The 20275-nt window shown below is 63.5% G+C and carries 22 protein-coding genes and 1 tRNA gene; 11 read left to right on the top strand and 12 right to left on the bottom strand.

Annotated elements, in window-relative coordinates:
- The coding region (locus NKH03_RS16310; protein WP_352969232.1) for an MFS transporter at positions 1-452 on the top strand (452 nt) is incomplete at its 5' end.
- Positions 453-466: 14 nt separating this feature from the next.
- Here the strand turns inward: NKH03_RS16310 and NKH03_RS16305 are convergent.
- The 10 genes from NKH03_RS16305 to NKH03_RS16260 form a co-directional block, all read right to left on the bottom strand.
- Positions 467-1159 (bottom strand): response regulator transcription factor, encoded by a 693-nt coding sequence (locus NKH03_RS16305; RefSeq protein ID WP_352969230.1) that lies wholly within the window; start codon positions 1157-1159, stop codon positions 467-469.
- Complete coding sequence (locus NKH03_RS16300; RefSeq protein ID WP_352969228.1) at positions 1156-3885, bottom strand: DUF4118 domain-containing protein; 2730 nt, start codon at positions 3883-3885, stop codon at positions 1156-1158. The genes NKH03_RS16305 and NKH03_RS16300 overlap by 4 nt, the downstream gene beginning before the upstream one ends.
- A gap of 57 nt (positions 3886-3942) precedes the next feature.
- Positions 3943-4506 (bottom strand): potassium-transporting ATPase subunit KdpC, encoded by a 564-nt coding sequence (gene kdpC, locus NKH03_RS16295; protein ID WP_352969226.1) that lies wholly within the window; start codon positions 4504-4506, stop codon positions 3943-3945.
- A gap of 74 nt (positions 4507-4580) precedes the next feature.
- Positions 4581-6674: a potassium-transporting ATPase subunit KdpB gene (gene kdpB / locus NKH03_RS16290; protein ID WP_352969225.1), complete on the bottom strand. Its 2094-nt coding sequence runs from the start codon at positions 6672-6674 to the stop codon at positions 4581-4583.
- The gene (locus NKH03_RS16285; protein ID WP_352969223.1) at positions 6671-6889 is read right to left on the bottom strand and encodes a hypothetical protein; all 219 of its coding nucleotides are present in this window, start codon (positions 6887-6889) and stop codon (positions 6671-6673) included. Before NKH03_RS16285 ends, kdpB begins: the two co-directional genes overlap by 4 nt.
- 7 nt (positions 6890-6896) lie before the next feature.
- Entirely contained in the window at positions 6897-8600 is a 1704-nt protein-coding gene (gene kdpA, locus NKH03_RS16280) for a potassium-transporting ATPase subunit KdpA (RefSeq protein ID WP_352969222.1), read from the bottom strand.
- A 20-nt stretch (positions 8601-8620) separates the two neighbouring features.
- Positions 8621-8710: a K(+)-transporting ATPase subunit F gene (gene kdpF / locus NKH03_RS16275; protein ID WP_019861144.1), complete on the bottom strand. Its 90-nt coding sequence runs from the start codon at positions 8708-8710 to the stop codon at positions 8621-8623.
- A 474-nt stretch (positions 8711-9184) separates the two neighbouring features.
- The gene (locus tag NKH03_RS16270) at positions 9185-9481 is read right to left on the bottom strand and encodes a hypothetical protein (RefSeq protein WP_352969221.1); all 297 of its coding nucleotides are present in this window, start codon (positions 9479-9481) and stop codon (positions 9185-9187) included.
- A gap of 202 nt (positions 9482-9683) precedes the next feature.
- Positions 9684-9908, bottom strand: a complete 225-nt coding sequence (locus NKH03_RS16265) for an alkylphosphonate utilization protein (RefSeq protein WP_352863122.1) — start codon at positions 9906-9908, stop codon at positions 9684-9686.
- A gap of 138 nt (positions 9909-10046) precedes the next feature.
- Positions 10047-10136 (bottom strand) — tRNA-Ser (locus tag NKH03_RS16260).
- A 301-nt stretch (positions 10137-10437) separates the two neighbouring features.
- On the opposite strand from NKH03_RS16260, the gene NKH03_RS16255 reads away from it, so the two are divergent.
- The 4 genes from NKH03_RS16255 to NKH03_RS16240 all read left to right on the top strand — a co-directional run bounded on the left by NKH03_RS16255 (position 10438) and on the right by NKH03_RS16240 (position 13069).
- Positions 10438-10707, top strand: a complete 270-nt coding sequence (locus tag NKH03_RS16255; protein ID WP_352969219.1) for a hypothetical protein — start codon at positions 10438-10440, stop codon at positions 10705-10707.
- Positions 10708-10846: 139 nt separating this feature from the next.
- Entirely contained in the window at positions 10847-11167 is a 321-nt protein-coding gene (locus NKH03_RS16250; protein WP_352969217.1) for a hypothetical protein, read from the top strand.
- Between the two features lie 37 nt (positions 11168-11204).
- The gene (gene msrA, locus NKH03_RS16245) at positions 11205-11867 is read left to right on the top strand and encodes a peptide-methionine (S)-S-oxide reductase MsrA (protein ID WP_352969215.1); all 663 of its coding nucleotides are present in this window, start codon (positions 11205-11207) and stop codon (positions 11865-11867) included.
- Between the two features lie 212 nt (positions 11868-12079).
- Positions 12080-13069: a BMP family lipoprotein gene (locus NKH03_RS16240; RefSeq protein ID WP_352863073.1), complete on the top strand. Its 990-nt coding sequence runs from the start codon at positions 12080-12082 to the stop codon at positions 13067-13069.
- 64 nt (positions 13070-13133) lie between these two features.
- Here the strand turns inward: NKH03_RS16240 and NKH03_RS16235 are convergent, their stop codons facing one another.
- Both NKH03_RS16235 and NKH03_RS16230 read right to left on the bottom strand, forming a co-directional pair.
- Positions 13134-13517, bottom strand: a complete 384-nt coding sequence (locus tag NKH03_RS16235; protein ID WP_352969213.1) for a hypothetical protein — start codon at positions 13515-13517, stop codon at positions 13134-13136.
- A 20-nt stretch (positions 13518-13537) separates the two neighbouring features.
- The gene (locus NKH03_RS16230; RefSeq protein ID WP_352863069.1) at positions 13538-13747 is read right to left on the bottom strand and encodes a SlyX family protein; all 210 of its coding nucleotides are present in this window, start codon (positions 13745-13747) and stop codon (positions 13538-13540) included.
- A gap of 215 nt (positions 13748-13962) precedes the next feature.
- Between NKH03_RS16230 and NKH03_RS16225 the strand changes: the two genes are divergently transcribed.
- From NKH03_RS16225 to deoA, 6 genes are all read left to right on the top strand, one after another.
- Complete coding sequence (locus NKH03_RS16225; protein WP_352969212.1) at positions 13963-15495, top strand: ABC transporter ATP-binding protein; 1533 nt, start codon at positions 13963-13965, stop codon at positions 15493-15495.
- On the top strand, positions 15492-16631 hold the full coding sequence (locus tag NKH03_RS16220) for an ABC transporter permease (protein WP_352969210.1): 1140 nt from the start codon (positions 15492-15494) through the stop codon (positions 16629-16631). The genes NKH03_RS16225 and NKH03_RS16220 overlap by 4 nt, the downstream gene beginning before the upstream one ends.
- A 1-nt stretch (position 16632) precedes the next feature.
- Positions 16633-17604 (top strand): ABC transporter permease, encoded by a 972-nt coding sequence (locus NKH03_RS16215; RefSeq protein WP_352969208.1) that lies wholly within the window; start codon positions 16633-16635, stop codon positions 17602-17604.
- A 62-nt stretch (positions 17605-17666) separates the two neighbouring features.
- Complete coding sequence (cdd, locus tag NKH03_RS16210; RefSeq protein ID WP_352863061.1) at positions 17667-18059, top strand: cytidine deaminase; 393 nt, start codon at positions 17667-17669, stop codon at positions 18057-18059.
- A gap of 24 nt (positions 18060-18083) precedes the next feature.
- Positions 18084-18893 (top strand): purine-nucleoside phosphorylase, encoded by an 810-nt coding sequence (locus NKH03_RS16205; RefSeq protein WP_352969206.1) that lies wholly within the window; start codon positions 18084-18086, stop codon positions 18891-18893.
- Entirely contained in the window at positions 18893-20212 is a 1320-nt protein-coding gene (gene deoA, locus NKH03_RS16200; protein ID WP_352969204.1) for a thymidine phosphorylase, read from the top strand. The genes NKH03_RS16205 and deoA overlap by 1 nt, the downstream gene beginning before the upstream one ends.
- Positions 20213-20275: the final 63 nt, after the last annotated feature.

Raw genomic sequence — 20275 nt, 5'->3', positions numbered from 1 at the left:
CGCCCGCATCAACTGGATGTTCTCAACCGAACAAGCGCGCCTTAAATTGGCCAAGGCCTATCCAAAGCCAACGGCCAAAGAGTCATAATCCCTGTGCAGAGGTACTAGGCTCCATCCCGCTGATCCTGATCTGCGCGCTGCTGCAGGGCGGCGGCTTCGGCGTCGCCTGGCCATTCCTGACGCGCGTCATCGTCGCCTCCGCGCCTGAAAGCGAGCAGACCATCGCCTCGGCGGCGGTGCCGACCATGCAGCGCATCGGCTATGCCGTGGGTGCCGCACTCGCCGGCATCGTCGCCAACGCCAGCGGCTTTTCGCAAGGCTTGAACCACGACGCGGCGGCGAATGTCGCGTCCTGGCTGTTTCTTGCCTTCGTGCCGCTCGGCATTGTCGGCTGCCTGGCGGCTCTGCGGGCATCGACAACAGCAAATCGACTGCAAGAGGCTGTTGGCTAGACCGGGGTCCTGGCTTACTCGACCTCGCGCAGGCGATAGCCGACGCCGGTCTCGGTGGTGATGTAGCGCGGCTGGTCGGGGGTCTTCTCGATCTTCTGCCTGAGCTGCCGGACATAGACCCTGAGATACTGCACGTCGGTCGAATCGCCCCAGACCTGCTTCAACAGGAAATGGTGGGTCAGCACCTTGCCTGCATGCTGCACGAGGATGCGCAGGATATCGTACTCCTTCGGCGAGAGCTTTACGTCCTTGCCCTCGACCTTGACGATGCGCTTGACCAGATCGACGGACAGGTCGCCGGTCTGGAAAACAGGCTTCTCGCCCTGTTGCTGGAATTTGTGCCGCAGCGCCACGCGGATGCGCGCGACCAGTTCGTTCATGCCGAACGGCTTGGTGACATAGTCGTCTGCGCCGAGCTCAAGAGCCTGGACGATGCCGGCCTCGTCGGTGCGGCTCGACAGAATGACCACCGGAATGTCGAAGCCGTCGTCACGCCATTTGCGCAACAGCTCATGGCCGCTCATACCGGGCAGGCCAAGGTCGAGCAGCACAAGGTCCGGCTTCTCAGCCTCCATCAGCTCGATCGCCGCTTTGGCGTTCGGCGCCTCGCTGATCGCGTAGCCTTGGCTGCCGAGCCCGACACGCAGCAGCTTTCGGATCGGCGGCTCGTCATCGACGACCAGTATCCTCACGTTCGAGTTTGTCATGCCAAGTCACCCACATCATCCGTGGCGGAGGCGTCGAGATCGGGCGGGTTGGCCGGCTTAGGCATCTTGATGGTGAAGACCGCGCCCGAACGATCGGTCCGGTTTGCCGCTATGATCGTCCCACCCATCGCCTCGATGAAGCCACGGCAGATCGAGAGCCCGAGCCCGGTGCCGGCGCGGATCTGATCGCGCTTGCGCACCCGGTAGAAGGTATCGAAAATTCGTTCCAGATCGCCGGGGGGGGTGCCCGGCCCTTCATCCATGACCTGCAGGAGGACAGAACCATTGTCGGTCCAGCCCTGCACGCGGATCGTAGAGCCGGCCGGCGCGTATTTCGCTGCATTGTCGAGGAGATTGAACAGCGCCTGCTCGAACAGCACGGGATCGACCTTCAACATCGGCAGATCCGAGGGGATGTCCGTCTCGATCTTGTGCTCGCCGATGATTTTCCTGGCCCGCTGCAAGGCAGAGCCGACGATGTCGCCGACATAGTGGAAGGCAAAGTTCGGCTCCATCGCACCGGACTCGATCTTGGTCATGTCGAGCAGATTGGCGATGAAGCGGTTCAGCCGCTCGGATTCATCGAGCACGGTCGTCAACAGCTCCGCCCGGTCCTGTTCGGGAAGTGCCGGTGCGAATTCCCGCAGCGTGCCGGCCGCGCCCATGATGGCTGCGAGCGGCGTCTTCAAATCATGCGAGATCGAGGTAAGCAGTGCCGAGCGCAGCCGGTCCGCCTCGGCGGCGAGCTTGGCGCGGTCGACGTCGGCGACCAGCTGGATACGCTCGATGGCGACAGCCGCCTGGTCGGCCAGCGCGTCGAGCAGGCGCTGTTGCTCGGGCGTCAGCAACGGTCCCTGCTTGTCATTGTCGAGGCCGACGACGCCGATTGCCGTGCGCCCGGTTCGCAAGGGAAGGTAGAGGCGCTTGGCGCCGGGAAGCGTGTCGGCGCCGCGACCCGCGGCACGGTTGTGCTCCCACGCCCAGCGGGCGGCGGCGATGTCGGCTTCGGCCAGCGTGTCGTCAGGCGGATAGCCGGCCTTGACGGTGATCGTTCCGTCTTCCGGCAAAAGCAGCACCACCCGCAGCTTCAGCATCGAGGCGATCTGGAAAGCGGTGGCCCAGAGAACGTCGTCGAGCGTGCCGGCACCGGCAAGCTTCTTCGAAAAGAGGTAGATGTCCTCTGTCGCCCGCGCCCGTGAGCGGGCGGCGACCGCCTGGCGCTGCACGCGCGCCGTCAGATTGCTGGCGATAACGGCGACAACCAGGAACACGCCGAGCGCGACAATGCTTTCCGGATCCCGGATGGTCAGCGTGTAGCGCGGTTCCAGGAAGAAATAGTTGAAGGCAAGGGCGCTGACGAAACAGGCATACAGAGCCGCCCACAGGCCACCGGTCACCGCCGATGCCAGCACCGCGATGAGAAAGATGATCGCCAGATTGCGAACGTCGAGAAACTGGTCGAGAAGCATGGCGAAGGCGAGCGAGCCCACGACAAATGCCGTGGCCTTTAGATAGGGCCAGATCTCGAACTGCCACTGCTCGTCCGCCGCCCTGACGCTCCTCGACGCCGCCTCCGTGCCGCGTTCGTTTCCCGAAATGACATGGACGCTGATGTCGCCGGCATTGCGGATGAGATCATAGGTGAGCGAGCCTTCGATCAATTCCCGCCAGCGCGACCGGGTCGGCCTGCCGACCACGATATGGGTGAAGTTGTTCGCCGTCGCGTAACGCACGATGTCCTGCGCTACATTCTGCCCCGGAATGGTCGTTACCTCGGCGCCAAGCTGCTGGGCGAGGCGCAGGTTGTTTGCGAGCCGGTCCTTATCCTCTTCGGGCATACTGGCCGAGCGCGGGCTATCGACATGCAGCGCCGTCCAGGGGGCACGCAGCCGGTCGGCCAGCCTGCGCGCATAGCGGACGCGGGCCGCTCCTCCCGGACGCGCGTCGAGGCAGACGAGAACCCTTTCCCCGGCAGCCCATGGTCCGGGAATAGCATGGGCCTGCATATGGATCAGCAACTGGTCGTCGACGCGCTGTGCGGTTCGGCGCAGCGCCAGCTCTCTGAGCGCCGTCAGGTTGCCGGGCGAGAAGTAGTTCTCGATCGCGCGCTGGGCGGTGTTGGGGAAATAGACCTTGCCTTCCTCGAGCCGTTTGATCAGGTCGTCGGGGGTAAGATCGATGATCTCGACATCGTCGGCCTGGTCGATGATGGAATCGGGAACCGTTTCGCGCACCCTGACCTTGGTGATCTGGGCGACGACGTCGTTCAGGCTTTCGACATGCTGGATGTTGAGCGTCGTGTAGACGTCGATGCCGTGCGTCAGGATTTCCTGAACGTCGAGATAGCGCTTGGGATGGCGGCTGCCGGGCGCGTTGGTATGGGCGAGCTCGTCGACGAGAACCAGCGCCGGACGCCGGGCAAGGATGGCGTCGATATCCATCTCGTCAAGGATGCGCCCTTTGTAGTCGACCTTGCGGCGCGCAATGACCTCATAGCCCTCGACCAGGGCCAGCGTTTCCTTACGGCCATGCGTCTCGACGATGCCGATCACCACGTCGACGCCGTCGGCCAGTCGGGCGCGGCCCGACATCAGCATTTCGTAGGTTTTGCCGACGCCCGGCGCGGCGCCGAGGAATATCCGCAAACGGCCGCGTCCCTCCCGCTCGGCATGATCGAGCAGCGCGTCGGGAGAGGGTCTGGTGTCGTTGCTTCTGTCGTCCGGCATCAGGATCGATCATGGATGGCGCCGGGGACACTGTCGATCCCTGGCCGCCGCCATTCCCTATTTTGCGGCGTCCAGCGCAAGATTGAGACCAAGCACATTGACCGCCGGTTCGCCCATGAAGCCGAGTTCCCTGCCCTCGACCTGGCGGTCGACAAGCGCCTTGACCCTGGCTTCATCGATCCCCCTGGCCTTCGCCACCCGGGCAACCTGGAAGTAGGCCGCTTCGGGACTGATATCAGGATCGAGGCCACTGCCGGAGGTGGTGACCAGATCGATCGGGACGGGCTGGTTCGGATTCTCCGCCTTCAGCTTTTCCGCGTCGCCCTTGATGCGGTCGATCAGCTTGGGGTTGGTCGGACCTAAATTGCTGCCGCTCGACGCGGCGGCATTGTAGCCGTCGCCGGCAGCCGAGGGGCGACCATGGAAATAGCGGTCGCTGGCAAAGCCCTGGCCGATCAGTTCGGAGCCGATGACCTTGCCGTCCTTCTCGATCAGGCTGCCATTGGCCTGGCGCGGGAACAGCGCCTGGGCGATTCCGGTCATGCCCAATGGATAGATCAGGCCGGTCAGCACCGTGAAGAAGACGATCATGATGATCGCGGGTCTTATCTGGGTGAGCATGGACATATTCCTCAGAGCAATTCCAGGAAAAGCGTGAAACGGTTTTCCGTCCGGAATTGCGTTAAAACAAAGAGTTAAGCGAGGCCGAGTGAGGTGACGATCATGTCGATCGCCTTGATGCCGACGAACGGGACGATGATGCCGCCGAGACCATAGACGAGCAGGTTGCGGCTGAGCAGCGCGCCGGCGCCGATGGCACGGTATTTGACGCCTTTCAGCGACAGCGGGATCAGTGCGATGATGATCAGCGCGTTGAAGATGATGGCTGACAGGATAGCACTCTGCGGCGTCGCCAGATGCATGACATTGAGTGCCTGCAACGGGCCCGTGGTCTGCCCCGGCGCGATGTAGAAGGCCGCGAACATCGCCGGGATGATGGCGAAATACTTGGCGACGTCGTTGGCGATGGAGAAAGTCGTCAGCGAGCCGCGCGTCATCAGCAGCGCCTTGCCGATTTCGACGATCTCGATGAGCTTGGTCGGATCGCTGTCGAGGTCGACCATGTTGCCGGCCTCGCGGGCGGCGACCGTGCCGGTGTTCATGGCGACGCCGACATCGGCCTGGGCAAGGGCCGGCGCATCGTTGGTGCCGTCGCCGCACATGGCGACCAGCTTGCCCTTGGCCTGCTCGTCGCGGATCAGCTTGAGCTTGTCCTCGGGCGTCGCCTGGGCGAGGAAGTCGTCGACGCCGGCCTCCGCGGCAATGGCCGCCGCCGTCATCGGATTGTCGCCGGTGATCATCACCGTGCGGATGCCCATCTTGCGCAGTTCGGCAAAGCGCTCCCTGATGCCGCCCTTGACGATGTCCTTGAGGTGGACGACGCCGAGCAGGCGCCCGTCGCGCTCGACAGCCAGCGGCGTGCCGCCCGACTTGGCGATCTCGTCGGCGATCGCCTGAAGATCCCTGACGGTATCGCTGCCGGGCCGCGTCGCGTGGGCGGCGACCGTCGACTGGCTGACATGGGCAAGCACGGAATCGACCGCGCCCTTGCGCACCGAAGAGCCGTCAATGTCGACGCCGCTCATGCGGGTCTGCGCGGTGAAGGGCACGAAGGTGGCATGCAACGTGGCCATGTCGCGGGCGCGGATGGCGTATTTCTCCTTGGCCAGCACGACGATCGAGCGGCCTTCCGGCGTCTCATCGGCAAGCGACGCGAGTTGCGCCGCGTCGGCCAGCTCCTGCTCGGTGACGCCCTTGACCGGACGGAACTCGGTCGCCTGGCGGTTGCCGAGCGTGATCGTGCCGGTCTTGTCGAGCAGCAGCGTGTCGACGTCGCCGGCAGCCTCGACGGCGCGGCCCGACATAGCCAGCACGTTGAAGCGCACCAGGCGGTCCATGCCGGCAATGCCGATGGCCGACAGCAGCGCGCCGATGGTGGTCGGGATCAAGGTGACGAACAGGGCGACGAGCACGGTGACCGAGATGTAGCCATCCGAATAGGTCGCAAAACTCGGGATCGTCGCGGTGGCCAGAACGAAGATCAGCGTCATGCCGACGAGCAGGATGTTGAGCGCGATCTCGTTCGGCGTCTTCTGGCGCTCCGCGCCTTCGACCAGCGAGATCATGCGGTCGAGGAAGGTGTGGCCGGACGCGGCCGTGATGCGCACGCGGATCCAGTCGGACAAAACCTGCGTGCCGCCGGTGACCGCCGAACGGTCGCCACCGGATTCGCGAATGACCGGTGCGGATTCGCCGGTGATTGCCGCTTCGTTGACCGAAGCGACGCCCTCGATCACCTCGCCATCGGACGGGATGATGTCGCCAGCCTCGACCAGCACCGCATCGCCGACCTTGAGGCTGGTGCCGGGCACGAGTTTGTATCTGGTGCGGTCTTCGCCGGTCAAAAGCTTGGCCTGGGTCTCGGTGCGCGCCTTGCGCAGCGAATCCGCCTGCGCCTTGCCGCGGCCTTCGGCGACCGCTTCGGCGAAATTGGCGAACAGCACGGTGAACCACAGCCAGATGATGATCTGCAGCGTGAAGCCGAGATCGCCGCCGCCGGTGACCAGGTCCTTGACGAACAGCACCGTGGTGAGCGCCGAGACGACGGCGACGACGAACATCACCGGGTTCCTGGCCAGCGTGCGCGGGTCGAGTTTGCGGAAGGCGCCGCCAATGGCGGGAAGCAGGATGCGGGCATCCATGATGCTTGCTGATTTCGAGCGGCTCATTTTGAAGCTCCGGCTTCGGTGTTGTTAGACGGCACCGAACGATCGGTTACCGAAAAAAAGAAGTGTGGCGGCCCGTAGGCCAGTAACCAGAGGACGAGCATGACTGCCGCAAGACCGAGAAACGTCGACAGGGTCGGGAAAGGAGGAGGCCTCTCCTCCTTCCCGTGATCGCCACCGTGGCTGATCTTGCGACGCATGGAGTTGAACCAGGGCATGACAGCTTCAGAAGGTCTGCCCGTGTATGCCAGCCAGATGCTCGATGATCGGCCCGACGGCGAGCGCCGGGAAGAAGGTCAGACCACCGACGATCAGGATGACGCCGACCAGCAGCCCGACGAACAGCGGGCCATCGGTCGGGAAGGTGCCGGCGGAAGCCGGAACCGTCTTCTTCGCCACCAGCGAGCCGGCGATGGCCAGCGCCGGGATGATGACCAGGAAGCGGCCCATCAGCATGCCGATGCCGATGGTGATGTTGTACCAGGGCGTGTTGCCGCTGAGGCCGCCGAAGGCCGAGCCATTGTTCGCCGCACCCGACGTGTAGGCATAAAGAACCTCGGAGAAGCCGTGCGGGCCGGCATTGCCCATCGACGCCACGCCGGTCGGCAGCACGACAGCGATGGCGGTGAAGATCAGCATCGCCAGCGGCAGGCACAGGATTGCCAGCATCGCCATCTTGACCTCCTTGGCCTCGATCTTCTTGCCGAGATATTCGGGGGTGCGGCCGACCATCAGGCCGGCGACGAAGACGGCGACGACGATGTACGTCAGGATGCCGTAGAGACCGGCGCCGACACCGCCGACGATGACTTCGCCAAGCTGCATGTTGATGATCGGGATCATGCCGCCGAGCGCGGTGAACGAGCCGTGCATGGCATTGACGGCGCCGCAGGAGGCGGCGGTGGTGATGACGGCAAACAACGCCGACAAGGCGATGCCGAAGCGCGTCTCCTTGCCTTCCATATTGCCGCCGTCGATGCCCAGCGCATGCACCAGCGGGTTGCCGGCGGCTTCCGCCCAGTAGCAGACGATGACGCCGGCGATGAACATGACGCCCATGGCCGACAGGATCGCCCAGCCCTGGCGCTGGTTGCCGATCATGCGGCCGAAGACGTTGGTCAAGGCTGCGCCGATGGCGAAGATCGACACCATCTGGATCAGGTTGGAGATCGCGTCGGGATTCTCGAAAGGATGCGCGGCATTGGCGTTGAAGAAGCCGCCGCCATTGGTGCCGAGCATCTTGATGGCCACCTGCGAAGCGACCGGGCCGACGGCGATGGTCTGCCGCGCGCCTTCGAGCGTCGTGGCGCCGACGTAGGCGCCAAGCATCTGCGGCATGCCGAGCCAGACATAGACCAGAGTCAGCACGATGCAGAACGGCAACAGCAGATAGAGTGTTGAACGGGTCATATCGACCCAGAAATTGCCGATCGACTTGCCGGAAGCGCGGGCAAAACCGCGGATCAGAGCGATGGCGATGGCTATGCCGGTGGCCGCCGAAACGAAGTTCTGCACCGTCAGGCCGGCCATCTGCACGAGGTAGGACAGCGTGCTCTCGCCGCCGTAGTTCTGCCAGTTGGTGTTGGTCATGAAGCTGGCGGCGGTGTTGAAGGCCAGTCCTGGCTCAACCGCGGTCATGCCGGCGGGGTTGTAGGGCAGGCTTCCCTGCAGGCGCTGCAGGACATAGAGCACAAGGAAGCCGGCAAGGTTGAACAGCAGCAGCGCCACCGCATAGGTGGTCCAGTGCTGTTCCTCGCGTTCGCTGGTTCCGCAAATGCGGTAGAGCCCGCGCTCGAGCGGGCCGAAGATTGGCGAGAGCAGCGTGCGGTCGCCGTTGAAGACGCGGTGCATGTACCCGCCGAGCGGTTTCACCAGCAAAATGATGATCCCGCAATAAACCAGGATCTGTATCCAACCGTTCAGTGTCATGGCTGTGGCTTTCCGTGCCTTCAGAAGCGTTCTGGACGAACGAGCGCGTAGGTCAGGTAGGCGAGCAGGAACAAGGTCACGCCACCACCGAGGATGTAATCGAAAAGCATGGTCCTATCCTCAGCTCAAATTCTGTCGCAGGCTTTGACATAGGTGAAGAACAGGGCGAAAAACAAAACCCCGATCCCAAGAACAATGCCGTCCATTATGTTTGTTCCTTATGCTCACTTGTACTTTGGCGCCCTCGACGAAGATTCGCGACGCCATGGCCCGTCGCATTTTTTTCCGCTGACGGAACCGGCTGTGTTTTCTCGAGGGGAATATGGACCCGATCGCCATAAAGGTTCGAGACGGGGCGGGGCGGAAAGAAATAGGAATTTCATAAAGGTTTTGGCCTGGCGACCATCCCAGGGGTCGCGGTCGGTGCGTCGCGCACGCCCTACCGGCTGGCCGTCACGCCGGCCAGCGGGACGTCATCGTGCAGCCGGCCCGGAACGCCGAAAAAGCGAAAAGCCCGGCTGGGGGGCCGAGCCGGGCTTCTGTGGTCGGGGTGTGGCTTTCACCCATGACGATGGGAGGTGCATTCATTGCTGAATGGATTTGGCCGGCATTCCAATATCGTTTTGTATTCCTATGGCATCCGAGGCCCATTCCCGCATTTCCGGGGAAGCATCGCTGGACTTGAGGATCGACACCGCCAGCGCTGCCATATCGGCCGGCGGTTTTTGGTTGGCGGCCATATAGGCGAAATAGCCGACCGTGGCGGCACACCCTATCGCAATGGCAGGCGAGACAAACTGGACTGTCTTCAGAACTATTGTTCGCCAGCGTTTGGATGGGCTGAGTTTTGCGACATCAGCCTCGTCATCCAGGTCAGTCATTCCACCCCGCCCTCGCGAGTCGATACCTCACCATTTAGGACGATGAACTTCATTGGTTAAAATGCGGATAAAACTTTCACAAGCCTGGTCGCGCTGCGGGCCGAGAACTATACGCCGCAACAATCATTGGCCTTGTGCGCTCTTTGGCAAGGCGAGACGGTTGATATTTACCGAAGCTGCATCTTGATTGCCGCCTCGGCGGTCACGCCTTCTTCACGAACTCGGTTTTGAGCACCAAGCCCTTCACTTGCTTGGTGTTGCATTCGATCTCGCCGGGATTGCCGTTGAGGCGAATGTTCTTCACCAGCGTACCCCGCTTGATCGTCTCCGAAGAGCCTTTGACTTTGAGATCCTTGATCAGCGTGACGGAATCGCCGTCATTCAATTGAGCGCCATTGCTGTCGCGCACGATTACATCGTTTGGCATGCCGTCTCCTGTGATTTGGATCACCACTACCAGATCACGTAACAATTCCAAAACCGGCTCGTGGGCGTTCACGCGTGATCCTTCTGGCGCCCTTACGAGACGCAACGATATCAGAGGGTTCTACCATTTTTTGTGGGCTGGCGGAGAGAGCGGGATTCGAACCCGCGTTACGGTCTCCCGTAAACACACTTTCCAGGCGTGCGCCTTCAACCACTCGGCCACCTCTCCGTCCATGCATGTCGCGCCGGCCGGTTTCGCCGCGCGGGTTGGGGAGATGCACCTCCCTTGGGGTGGTGGCGCGGTATTCCGCGCCGGCGTCGCCAACCAGCGAACGCCCTTCCCCTGCACCTGAGCCGTCGAAGCAACAGGCGCGGGGCTCATCTAGTCGATCCGGGGCCGAATGCCAAGCCATAACGGCAGTCTATTCGCTTTGCCGGCCACACAGCGTTCGCGAAGCCGCCTGCGCGCCCTTTTTGAGGTACCGCCGGCCGAATGATGTGCACAGGCAACACCGCACGGCTGGCCTTGCTTGACTTCGCCTCTGGCCATCTGTCGAGCGACGCAAAGACCGATCGTCGCTGCCCTGCTCGGCATCATCCTCGGCGCCGTCATCGGCGCCCTCGCCTGCTTCTTCGCCGGCTCGATCATTGCCGACGCCAACGACATGAGCTGCTTCGAAGGCGCCTGCGTCTATTTCGCCGTGTTTATCGGCCTGGCCGGGCTGGTGATCGGCGCCATCGCCGGCGGCATTTTCGCCGTCTGGCGTGTCCAATGGCGCAAACGCAAGCCGGTGGCTTAGGGTCGACCGGAGAAAGCGCGGACTTCAAATTCGCGTAGGCCGATTGCGAAGTGGGCAGGGCCATTCTATCTCTCGTTTCGAAATGTGCCGGAAGGCCCTCGGGAGGAGCTTGAGGACTGGCCCGGGAGGAAGGTCTGTGATGTTTCGCTTCGTCTTCCGTCTTGCCGCCATGGTCGCCCTGTCGATTTCCGTCATCATGGCGGTGCTCGACGCGACGCGCACCGTGGCGGCCTCAGTGCTGGTGCTGACACCGCTCAACACCAGCTGGCTGGCGGTCTCGCCGGACACTCGGGCCGCCTTCGAGACCTTCGTTCGGGCCAAGGCCGGCCCTCTGCTGTGGGACGGCGCCGTCGCCTGGGCGCTCAACCAGCCGGGCTTCGCCGTGTTCGCGGTGCTGGCCTTCCTGCTCTATGCGATCGGCTACCGGCGGCAACCGCGCGGACGGTTCGCCGCGAACTGATCCCCTTCCGCGTTCCACCCAGAGAGGAAAGCCGTGCATGTTCTTTCTCAGCGACATGCTGAACAAGAAGCTCAATCTGCCGAAGCCGTCCGAGGCCCTGCCGGGCCGCGCCAGGGCGATCCCGACCGCACCACGGCACAAGGTCTTGAAAAGACCGCTCAAGGGTCCCTATCCCGAGGGGCTGGAGACGGCGATGTTCGGGCTCGGCTGTTTCTGGGGTGCGGAGCGGCTGTTCTGGCGGAGGGAAGGCGTCTGGGTCACGGCGGTCGGCTACGCCGGCGGCATCACGCCCAATCCGACCTATCAGGAAACCTGCACCGGGCTTACGGGCCATGCCGAAGTGGTGCTGGTCGTCCATGACCCCAAGATCGTGTCCTATGCCGCACTTCTGAAGCTGTTCTGGGAAAGCCATGACCCGACACAAGGCATGCGCCAGGGCAATGATGTCGGCACCGCCTACCGCTCCGCGATCTACACGATCGGTGATGCGCAGATGCGGGCGGCGAGCGCCTCGCGCGATGCCTATGAGGCTTCGCTGCGCGGCGCCGGCCACGGCAGGATCACCACCGAGATCGCGCCGGCGACCGAATTCTATTTCGCCGAAGGCGATCACCAGCAATATCTGGCGAAGAACCCTTACGGCACTTGCAACTTGAAAGGCATGGGTGTCGCTTACGACATTCCGGCCGCCGCCGCCTGAGGCCTTTGGCGCAGGGATCAAGCTGCCGCGCGGCTCGCCCGCGCCATGCTTTTCCAAAAGGTCAAAATTCCGCGTGAATTTTGTTTCGGGCCGTGCCAGATTGCCGCCGAGCGGGAGGGGAATACACTCCTGGCTGACGTCGCATGCCTGCCGGAGAGCCGGGCCGGTATGCGGTGCATAACGGAAAAAATAACCGACAGGGTGTGGATCACATGAAACGTATCGTTCTCGGCCTCCTGGCCGCAACCGCAATGGTTCTTCCGGCTTTCGCCGCGGATGTCCAGCCGGCGCTTCTCTATGATCTCGGCGGCAAGTTCGACAAATCCTTCAACGAGGCAGCCTACCACGGCGCCGAAAAGTTCAAGACCGAGACCGGCACGGCCTATGTCGAATTCGAGGTCTCCAACGCCTCGCAGCGCGAGCAGGCGCTGCGCCGCTTTGCCGAGGACGGCCGCAACCCGATCGTCATGGCCGGCTTTGCCTGGGAGGACGCGCTGAAGAAGGTCGCGGCCGAATATCCTGACCTCAACTTCGCCATCATCGACGACGCCGTCGATCTGCCCAATGTCCGCTCGCTGGTATTCAAGGAGAATGAAGGCTCCTATCTGGTCGGCATCCTGGCGGCGATGGCTTCGAAGTCGAAGAAGGTCTCCTTCATCGGCGGCATGGACATTCCGCTGATCCGCAAGTTCGAATGCGGCTATGTCGGCGGCGCCAAGTCGGCCGGCGCGACGGACGTCATCCAGAACATGACTGGTGACACGCCGGCTGCCTGGAACGACCCGGCCAAGGGCGGCGAGATCGCCAAGACGCAGATCGACCAGGGCTCCGACGTGGTCTACGCCGCGGCGGGCGGCACCGGCGTCGGCGTGCTGCAGGCGGCGGCTGATGCCGGCAAGCTTGGCATCGGCGTCGATTCCAACCAGAACGGCCTGCAGCCCGGCAAAGTGCTGACCTCGATGATGAAGCGCGTCGACGTTGCCGTCTACAACGCCTTCATGGACGGCAAGAACGGCACCTTCAAGGGTGGCCTGCAGAACCTCGGCCTCAAGGAAGGCGGCGTCGACTACGCCATGGACGAGAACAACAAGGCGCTGGTGACCGACGAGATGAAGGCGGCCGTCGAAAAGGCCAAGGCCGACATCATCTCCGGCAAGATCCAGGTGCACGACTACACCGCCGACAACGCCTGCCCCTATTGAGCGGCATAAATATCGGCCATGATCTTGCAAACCGCCGGGCGCAAGCTCGGCGGTTTTGCGTGGCCTATAATTTACCCGCCAGATACCCCAGCGCGAAGGCCACGATCAGGCCGACGGCAACGACAAATCCGCGCCGGCCGCCAAGCGCGTGCAAGCCGATGCCGTGCGGCCGCCGCGACAGGCGTTCGATCACGGCTGGCGACCCGGCATCGCCCAGCCCGGAGCTGCGCATCTGCGGCAGGTCGCCGATGCGCTGCGTGATCTGCTTCCAGCGCTCTTCAGGTTCGGCATCGTCGAAGACATGCATGCGTTCGGCAAGCCGCACGACCGCATCGCGGAAGGCCGGGTCGATTTCCAGGTCGCGCTCGGCCCGTTCGCGTTCCATGTCGTTCATCAGGCCAAGCACATAGTCGCCGGCCCGCGCGATACGATCGCTTTCACTGGCCATGGCGGGCGCGCCCCTTTTCCTCACCAGTGCGGCGGCTTGGTTACAGGCACTTCGTCTCCTGTCTGCTCCTCCAGTGCCAGAAACCGATCGGTCAGCGCATCGAGCTTGCGCTGCATGCGCTCGATCACCTTCCACTGTTCGGCGATCTGGCCGGACAGTTCCTCGATGGTCTTCTCCTGTTCGGCGGCGCGGATCTCCAGCGTCGTCAGCCGGTTGGCGAGCACGGTCATTCAAAATCCCCAGTCTTGCAGCGTACAGCCTTTGCGCCGTGATGCGAATTTCGGCTTCGCCATATTAGCGAATGTGAAGGCCCCGGCCACGTTGGAAATTGACAAGCACACCGGGATTTGTCGAGAGTGGCCCTGCTCCGGCCAATTGGCACGGGCGGAGCGTCATGCTAGGCGTTTTGACCAAGCGATAAAAAAATAAGAGTGGGACAGGCTGCATGGCGCAAGCCGCAATCGAGTTGATCGGCATCGACAAGAGTTTTGGCGCCGTGCGCGCCAACCGGGACATCAATCTGGAGATCGCGCGCGGCACCATCCACGGCATCGTCGGCGAGAACGGCGCGGGCAAGTCGACGCTGATGTCGATCCTCTATGGCTTCTACCAGGCCGATAGCGGCGAGATCCGAGTCGGCGGCCAGCCGACGGCGATCAAGACGCCCAATGACGCCATCGCGCTCGGCATCGGCATGGTGCACCAGCACTTCATGCTGGTCGACAACTTCTCGGTGCTGGAAAACGTCATCCTCGGCGCCGAGAGCGATGCCCTGCTGAAGAAGAGCATCGCCAAGGCGCGCTCCGAACTCGAGCGGTTGGAGCGCGAATACGGGCTGGAAGTCGATCCCGATGCGATCATCGAGGAACTGCCGGTCGGCCTGCAGCAGCGTGTCGAGATCCTCAAGGCGCTCTATCGCGGCGCCGAGATCCTGATCCTCGACGAACCGACGGGCGTGTTGACACCGGCAGAGGCCGACCATCTGTTCCGCATCCTCAGGCAGCTGAAGGACCAGGGCAAGACGGTGGTGCTGATCACTCACAAACTGCGCGAGATCATGGATATCACCGACACCGTGTCGGTCATGCGTCAGGGCACGATGGTGGCGACGCGCGAGACCGCCAGGACCACAGTCGAGGAACTGGCTGAGCTGATGGTCGGACGGCGCGTGCTCTTGAGGGTCGAAAAGGGCGAGGCGGAAGCCGGCGGCGTCAAGCTCGCGGTCAAGAACCTGACGGTCAAGGATACACGCGGCGTCACCATGGTCGACGACATCTCCTTCGATATCAGGGCCGGCGAGATCGTCGGCATCGCCGGTGTCGCCGGCAACGGACAATCCGAACTGCTCGAGGCGATTTCCGGCATCAGGCGCGCGGTCTCGGGCTCAGTCATGCTCGACGGCAAGCCGATCGACCTGACCGGTGCCGCCGACCCCGGAGAATTGCGCGACCGCGGCCTGGCGCACGTGCCGGAAGATCGCCATCACGTCGGGTTGGTGCTGGCCTTCGAGGAGAACGAGAACTCCATCCTCGGCTATCACGACGATCCCCGCTATCTGAATGGGCCGTTCCTCAACATCGATGCCATCCGCAACGATGCCAAGGACAAGATCGCTAAATACGATATCCGCCCCACGGACTGCCGGCTCAAGACCGCCAATTTTTCCGGCGGCAACCAGCAGAAGATCGTGCTCGCGCGCGAAATGGAACAGGATCCCGGCGTGCTGATTGTCGGCCAGCCGACGCGCGGCGTCGATGTCGGCGCCATCGAATTCATCCACAAGCGCCTGATCGCCATGCGCGACCAGGGCAAGGCAGTGCTGGTGGTGTCGGTCGAGCTGGATGAGATCCGTTCACTCTCCGACCGCATCCTGGTGATGTTTGCCGGCCGCATCGTCGGCGAGCGCGGCCCTGAGGCGACCGAAGGCGAACTCGGCCTGCTGATGGCCGGCGTCGAGCACCAGGAGGCAGCGGAATGAGCACCCCTTACGCCAAGCTGCCGGCCTGGGCAGACTACGGCCTGATCCCGGTGATCAATCTGTTCGTTGCCTTCGTGGTCGCCGGCTTCGTCGTGCTTCTGGTCGGCGAAAACCCGTTGCGCGCCGCCGTCATTCTGGTCGAGGGCGCCTTCGGTAAGGGCACAGGCATTGCCTTCACCCTGTTCTATGCCACCACGTTCATCTTCACCGGGCTTTCCGTGGCGGTGGCGGCGCATTGCGGCCTGTTCAACATCGGCACAGAGGGGCAGGCCTACATCGCCGGCCTCGGCATCGCCATCGTCTGTCTTTCCTTCGACAGCGTGCTGCCATGGTGGCTGACATTTCCGCTGGCCATCGTCGCTTCGGCGATCGTGGGCGCGTTGTGGGGACTCATCCCCGCCTACCTGCAGGCCAAGCGCGGCTCGCACATCGTCATCACCACCATCATGTTCAACTTCATCGCCGCCTCGATCATGGTTTACCTGCTGGTCGGCCCCTTGAAGCCGGCAGCGTCGCAAGCGCCGCAGACGCGCAACTTCCTTGCCGGCGCGGAATTGCCTAAGCTCAACTGGATCATCGAGTTGTTCGGCGCCAAGATCCGTTCGGCGCCGCTGAACATTTCCTTCCTGCTGGCGTTGGTCATGGCCTTCCTGGTCTGGCTGCTGATCTGGCGCACCAAGCTCGGCTATGAGATGCGCACCTACGGCCACAGCCCGAAGGCGGCGCGTTATGCCGGCATTTCGGAAACCCGCATCATCATCACCGCCATGATGATCTCGGGCGCGCTCGCCGGCATGATGGCGCTCAATCCGGTGATGGGCGACCAGCACAATGTCGCGATCGATTTCGTTTCCGGCGCCGGTTTCGTCGGCATCGCCGTGGCGCTGATGGGCCGCCTGCACCCTATAGGCATCGTGCTGGCGGCGATCCTGTTCGGCATGCTTTACCAGGGTGGCGCCGAGCTTGCCTTCGAAATGCCGGCGATCAGCCGCGACATGATCGTCATCATCCAGGGTCTCGTCATCCTGTTTGCCGGCGCTCTCGAGCACATGTTCAGGCCTTACATCCAGGCGCTGTTCGCCTCGTTCAATCCGAGGTCGGTCGGCATGGAAGCGGTCAAGAGTAAGGGTGCCTGAGATGGATGTGTTCAACGCAATCGTCCAGACACTGGACTCGACCATCCGCCTCTCGGTGCCGCTGCTGCTGGCATGCCTCGCCGGCCTCTATTCGGAACGCGCCGGCATCTTCGACATCGGTCTCGAGGGTAAGATGCTGGTCGGCGCCTTCGCCGGAGCGGCGGCGGCTTCCGTGTTCCATTCGGCCTTTCTCGGCCTCGGCATGGCCATCCTGATCTCGGTCGCGTTTGCCATGATCCACGGCTTCGCCTCGATCACCCATCGCGGCAACCAGATCGTCTCCGGCGTGGCAATCAATTTCATCGCCGCCGGATCGACCATCATCCTCGGCCAAGCCTGGTTCCAGCAAGGCGGGCGCACGCCGGCGCTGCAACCGGGCGAGCGCTTCGAGGCCATCATCTGGCCTGGTGCCGCCGCCCTGCACGACGTGCCGATCATCGGGCCGATCTATGCCGAACTGCTGTCGGGCCACTCGATCCTGGTCTATCTCGCTTTCCTGATGGTGCCGTTCACCTGGTGGGTGCTGTTTCGCACCCGGTTCGGCCTGCGCCTGCGCGCCGTCGGCGAGAACCCGGCCGCCGTCGACACCGCCGGCATCTCGGTCGCCTGGCTGCGCTACCGGGCACTGATCTGCACGGGCATCCTCACCGGCATCGCCGGCGCCTATCTGTCGATGGTGCAGAATGGCGGCTTCGTGAAGGACATGACCGCCGGCAAGGGCTATATCGCGCTGGCCGCGCTGATCTTCGCCAAGTGGAAGCCGGTCAATGCCATGTTCGCCTGCCTGCTGTTCGGCTTCCTCGATGCGCTGTCGATCCGCCTGCAAGGCTCGCCGCTGCCCATCATCGGCAAGGTGCCGGTGCAGTTCATGCAGGCGCTGCCCTACATCCTCACCGTCATCCTGCTCGCCGGCTTCATCGGCAAGGCCATTCCGCCACGCGCCGGCGGCGTACCATATGTCAAGGAACGCTGAGCGGGAGCAACGGAGCGGCTTAGTGCCGGTTTTTGGACACGATCATCGGAGAGAACACCTGAATGTCGCATGATCTGTTCGAGGCCGCCAAGGCTGCCATGGCCAAGGCCTATGCGCCCTATTCGAAGTTTCCAGTGGGCGCTGCCTTGCGCACCGAGGACGGGCGTATCTTTACCGGCGCCAATATCGAGGTCGCCTCCTATCCGGAAGGCTGGTGCGCGGAGACCACAGCGCTCGGTCACTACATCATGGGCGGGGGCGGCAAGATCGTGGAGATCGCCGTTCTTGCCGAGCGCATGGCGAAATGCTCGCCTTGCGGTGGCTGCCGGCAGCGGCTGGCCGAATTCTGCCGGCCCGAAACCAAGCTCTATCTCTGCGACAATGCCGGCGTGGCCGAAACCGTGACCATGGGCGACATGCTGCCCTATGGTTTCCGCGGCGACATCTTGCAATGAAGACCTGACTCGGAATTGGCTGAAATGACGGAAAAGGCGCTGGATCATCTCATCGAAAGGCTGGACGGTCTCGCGCCGTTGACGGCGCTGGTGCTGGGTTCGGGCCTGGGCGGCCTTGTCGACCAGATCGAGGATCCGATCCGCATCTCCTATGCCGAGCTGCCGGGCTTTCCCAGAAGCGGTGTGACCGGCCATGCTGGTGAGGTGGTGGCGGGGCTGTTTGCCGGCGTGCCGGTGCTGATGCTGTCCGGCCGCGCCCACTATTATGAGCACGGCGTTGCTGCGGCGATGCGTCCGGTGCTGGAGGTGCTTGCCGGCATCGGCATCACGAAACTGATCCTCACCAATGCCGCCGGCTCGGTCGATCCGGATATGCCGCCAGGTTCGGTGATGCTGATATCGGACCATATCAATTTCTCGGGAAGCAATCCGCTGATCGGGGAGCCCAGCGACCGCCGCTTCGTTGGTCTCACCGAGGCCTATGATGCCGGCATCCGCAAGGCGATCGAACGGGCGGCGAAAGCGACCGGCACCGCGCTGCACAAGGGCGTCTACATGTGGTTCTCGGGGCCATGCTTCGAAACACCCGCTGAAATCCGCATGGCCCGCATCATGGGCGCCAACGCGGTCGGCATGTCGACCGTACCGGAGGTCATTCTCGCCCGTTTCCTCGGGCTGCGCGTCGCCGCCTGTTCGGTCATCACCAATCTGGCGGCCGGCATGACCGGTGCCGAGCTTTCGCACCAGGAGACCAAGGACATGGCACCGATAGGCGGCGCGCGGCTGGCAACCATCCTGCAGCGCGTGTTCCGCGACGGGCTGCTGGAGAGCTGATGCTTCCGCAGGAAATCATCCGCCGCAAGCGCGACGGCCTGAGGCTGTCGGAGCAGGAGATCGCCGGCTTCGTCGAGGGCGTGACCGATGGGGCCGTTTCGGACGGTCAGGTCGGTGCCTTCGCCATGGCGGTGTTCTTCAACGGCATGAGCCGCGACGAGGCGGTGGCGCTGACGCTGGCGATGCGCGATTCCGGTGATGTGCTCGACTGGTCGGACCTGCCCGGCCCGGTCACCGACAAGCATTCGACCGGCGGCGTCGGCGACAATGTCTCGCTCATGCTGGCGCCGATTGTCGCCGCCTGCGGCGCTTATGTGCCGATGATATCAGGCCGTGGCCTTGGCCACACCGGCGGCACGCTGGACAAGATGGATGCGATCCCCGGCTATGCCAGCCAGCCCGATATTGCGCTGTTTCGCAAGGCCGTTCTTGAAACCGGCTGCGCCATCATCGGCCAGACCGCCGACCTCGCGCCCGCCGATCGACGGCTCTATGCGATCCGCGACGTCACCGGAACCGTCGAATCGGTGCCGCTGATCACCGCCTCGATCCTGTCGAAGAAGCTGGCGGCCGGGCTGCAATCGCTGGTGCTCGACGTCAAGGTCGGCAACGGCGCCTTCATGGAGAAGTCGCGCGACGCAACCGCACTCGCCAACAGCCTGGTCGAGATCGCCAATGGTGCCGGGCTGAAGGCCTCGGCGTTGATCACCGGCATGAACGAGCCGCTGGCATCGGCCGCCGGCAACGCCGTCGAGGTGCGCAATGCCGTCGATTTCCTCACTGGCCGGTTTCGCGACCATCGGCTGGAGGACGTGACGCTGGCGCTGGCCGCCGAAATGCTGCAGTCGGCGGGACTGGTGTCGTCCAACCAGGATGGCATGCGGCGCGCCACCGAGACGCTCGCCAGCGGCCGCGCCGCCGCCACTTTCTCGCGCATGGTTGCCGCGCTTGGCGGTCCGGCCGATTTCATCGAGAAGCCGGAAAAATATCTGCCAGTGGCGGCGACCGAATTTGCCGTCAAGGCGACCGAAAACGGCTTCGTCACCGGCATCGCCACCCGAGACATTGGGCTCGCCGTGGTTAGCCTGGGAGGCGGACGCACGCGGCCGGACGACAAGGTCGACCCTGCGGTCGGCATCACCAGGCTGTTGCCTATCGGCGCGGAGGTCAGGGTCGGCGAGCCGCTGGCGCTGGTCCATGCCCGCTCATCGGCCGATGCCGAGGCTGCCGCCGCCGCCGTGCTTTCGGCCTATACGGTCGGCGCTTCGAAGCCGGCCGCCGACAAGTCGGTCATCCGGCGGATCCTGCCGCGCGGCTGAGCAATTCCAGGAAAAGTGTGTAACGGTTTTCCCGGGAAAAGCGCATAGCGCTTTCCCTTGGGA

This window comes from Mesorhizobium sp. M1406 (assembly GCF_040317555.1).
Lineage (GTDB): Bacteria > Pseudomonadota > Alphaproteobacteria > Rhizobiales > Rhizobiaceae > Mesorhizobium.
This window is presented reverse-complemented; position numbering and strand designations above follow the sequence as displayed.

Coding starts and splice junctions, on each gene's coding strand:
- NKH03_RS16285 (WP_352969223.1), bottom strand. CDS start 6,889: ATGCCCTGGTTCAACTCCATGCGTCGCAAGATCAGCCACGGTGGCGAT.
- kdpC (WP_352969226.1), bottom strand. CDS start 4,506: ATGCTCACCCAGATAAGACCCGCGATCATCATGATCGTCTTCTTCACG.
- deoA (WP_352969204.1), top strand. CDS start 18,893: ATGCTTCCGCAGGAAATCATCCGCCGCAAGCGCGACGGCCTGAGGCTG.
- NKH03_RS16270 (WP_352969221.1), bottom strand. CDS start 9,481: ATGACTGACCTGGATGACGAGGCTGATGTCGCAAAACTCAGCCCATCC.
- NKH03_RS16250 (WP_352969217.1), top strand. CDS start 10,847: ATGTTTCGCTTCGTCTTCCGTCTTGCCGCCATGGTCGCCCTGTCGATT.
- NKH03_RS16230 (WP_352863069.1), bottom strand. CDS start 13,747: ATGACCGTGCTCGCCAACCGGCTGACGACGCTGGAGATCCGCGCCGCC.
- NKH03_RS16205 (WP_352969206.1), top strand. CDS start 18,084: ATGACGGAAAAGGCGCTGGATCATCTCATCGAAAGGCTGGACGGTCTC.
- kdpB (WP_352969225.1), bottom strand. CDS start 6,674: ATGAGCCGCTCGAAATCAGCAAGCATCATGGATGCCCGCATCCTGCTT.
- NKH03_RS16240 (WP_352863073.1), top strand. CDS start 12,080: ATGAAACGTATCGTTCTCGGCCTCCTGGCCGCAACCGCAATGGTTCTT.
- NKH03_RS16215 (WP_352969208.1), top strand. CDS start 16,633: ATGGATGTGTTCAACGCAATCGTCCAGACACTGGACTCGACCATCCGC.
- kdpA (WP_352969222.1), bottom strand. CDS start 8,600: ATGACACTGAACGGTTGGATACAGATCCTGGTTTATTGCGGGATCATC.
- NKH03_RS16300 (WP_352969228.1), bottom strand. CDS start 3,885: ATGCCGGACGACAGAAGCAACGACACCAGACCCTCTCCCGACGCGCTG.
- NKH03_RS16305 (WP_352969230.1), bottom strand. CDS start 1,159: ATGACAAACTCGAACGTGAGGATACTGGTCGTCGATGACGAGCCGCCG.
- kdpF (WP_019861144.1), bottom strand. CDS start 8,710: ATGCTTTTCGATTACATCCTCGGTGGTGGCGTGACCTTGTTCCTGCTC.
- msrA (WP_352969215.1), top strand. CDS start 11,205: ATGTTCTTTCTCAGCGACATGCTGAACAAGAAGCTCAATCTGCCGAAG.
- NKH03_RS16265 (WP_352863122.1), bottom strand. CDS start 9,908: ATGCCAAACGATGTAATCGTGCGCGACAGCAATGGCGCTCAATTGAAT.
- NKH03_RS16235 (WP_352969213.1), bottom strand. CDS start 13,517: ATGGCCAGTGAAAGCGATCGTATCGCGCGGGCCGGCGACTATGTGCTT.
- NKH03_RS16225 (WP_352969212.1), top strand. CDS start 13,963: ATGGCGCAAGCCGCAATCGAGTTGATCGGCATCGACAAGAGTTTTGGC.
- cdd (WP_352863061.1), top strand. CDS start 17,667: ATGTCGCATGATCTGTTCGAGGCCGCCAAGGCTGCCATGGCCAAGGCC.
- NKH03_RS16220 (WP_352969210.1), top strand. CDS start 15,492: ATGAGCACCCCTTACGCCAAGCTGCCGGCCTGGGCAGACTACGGCCTG.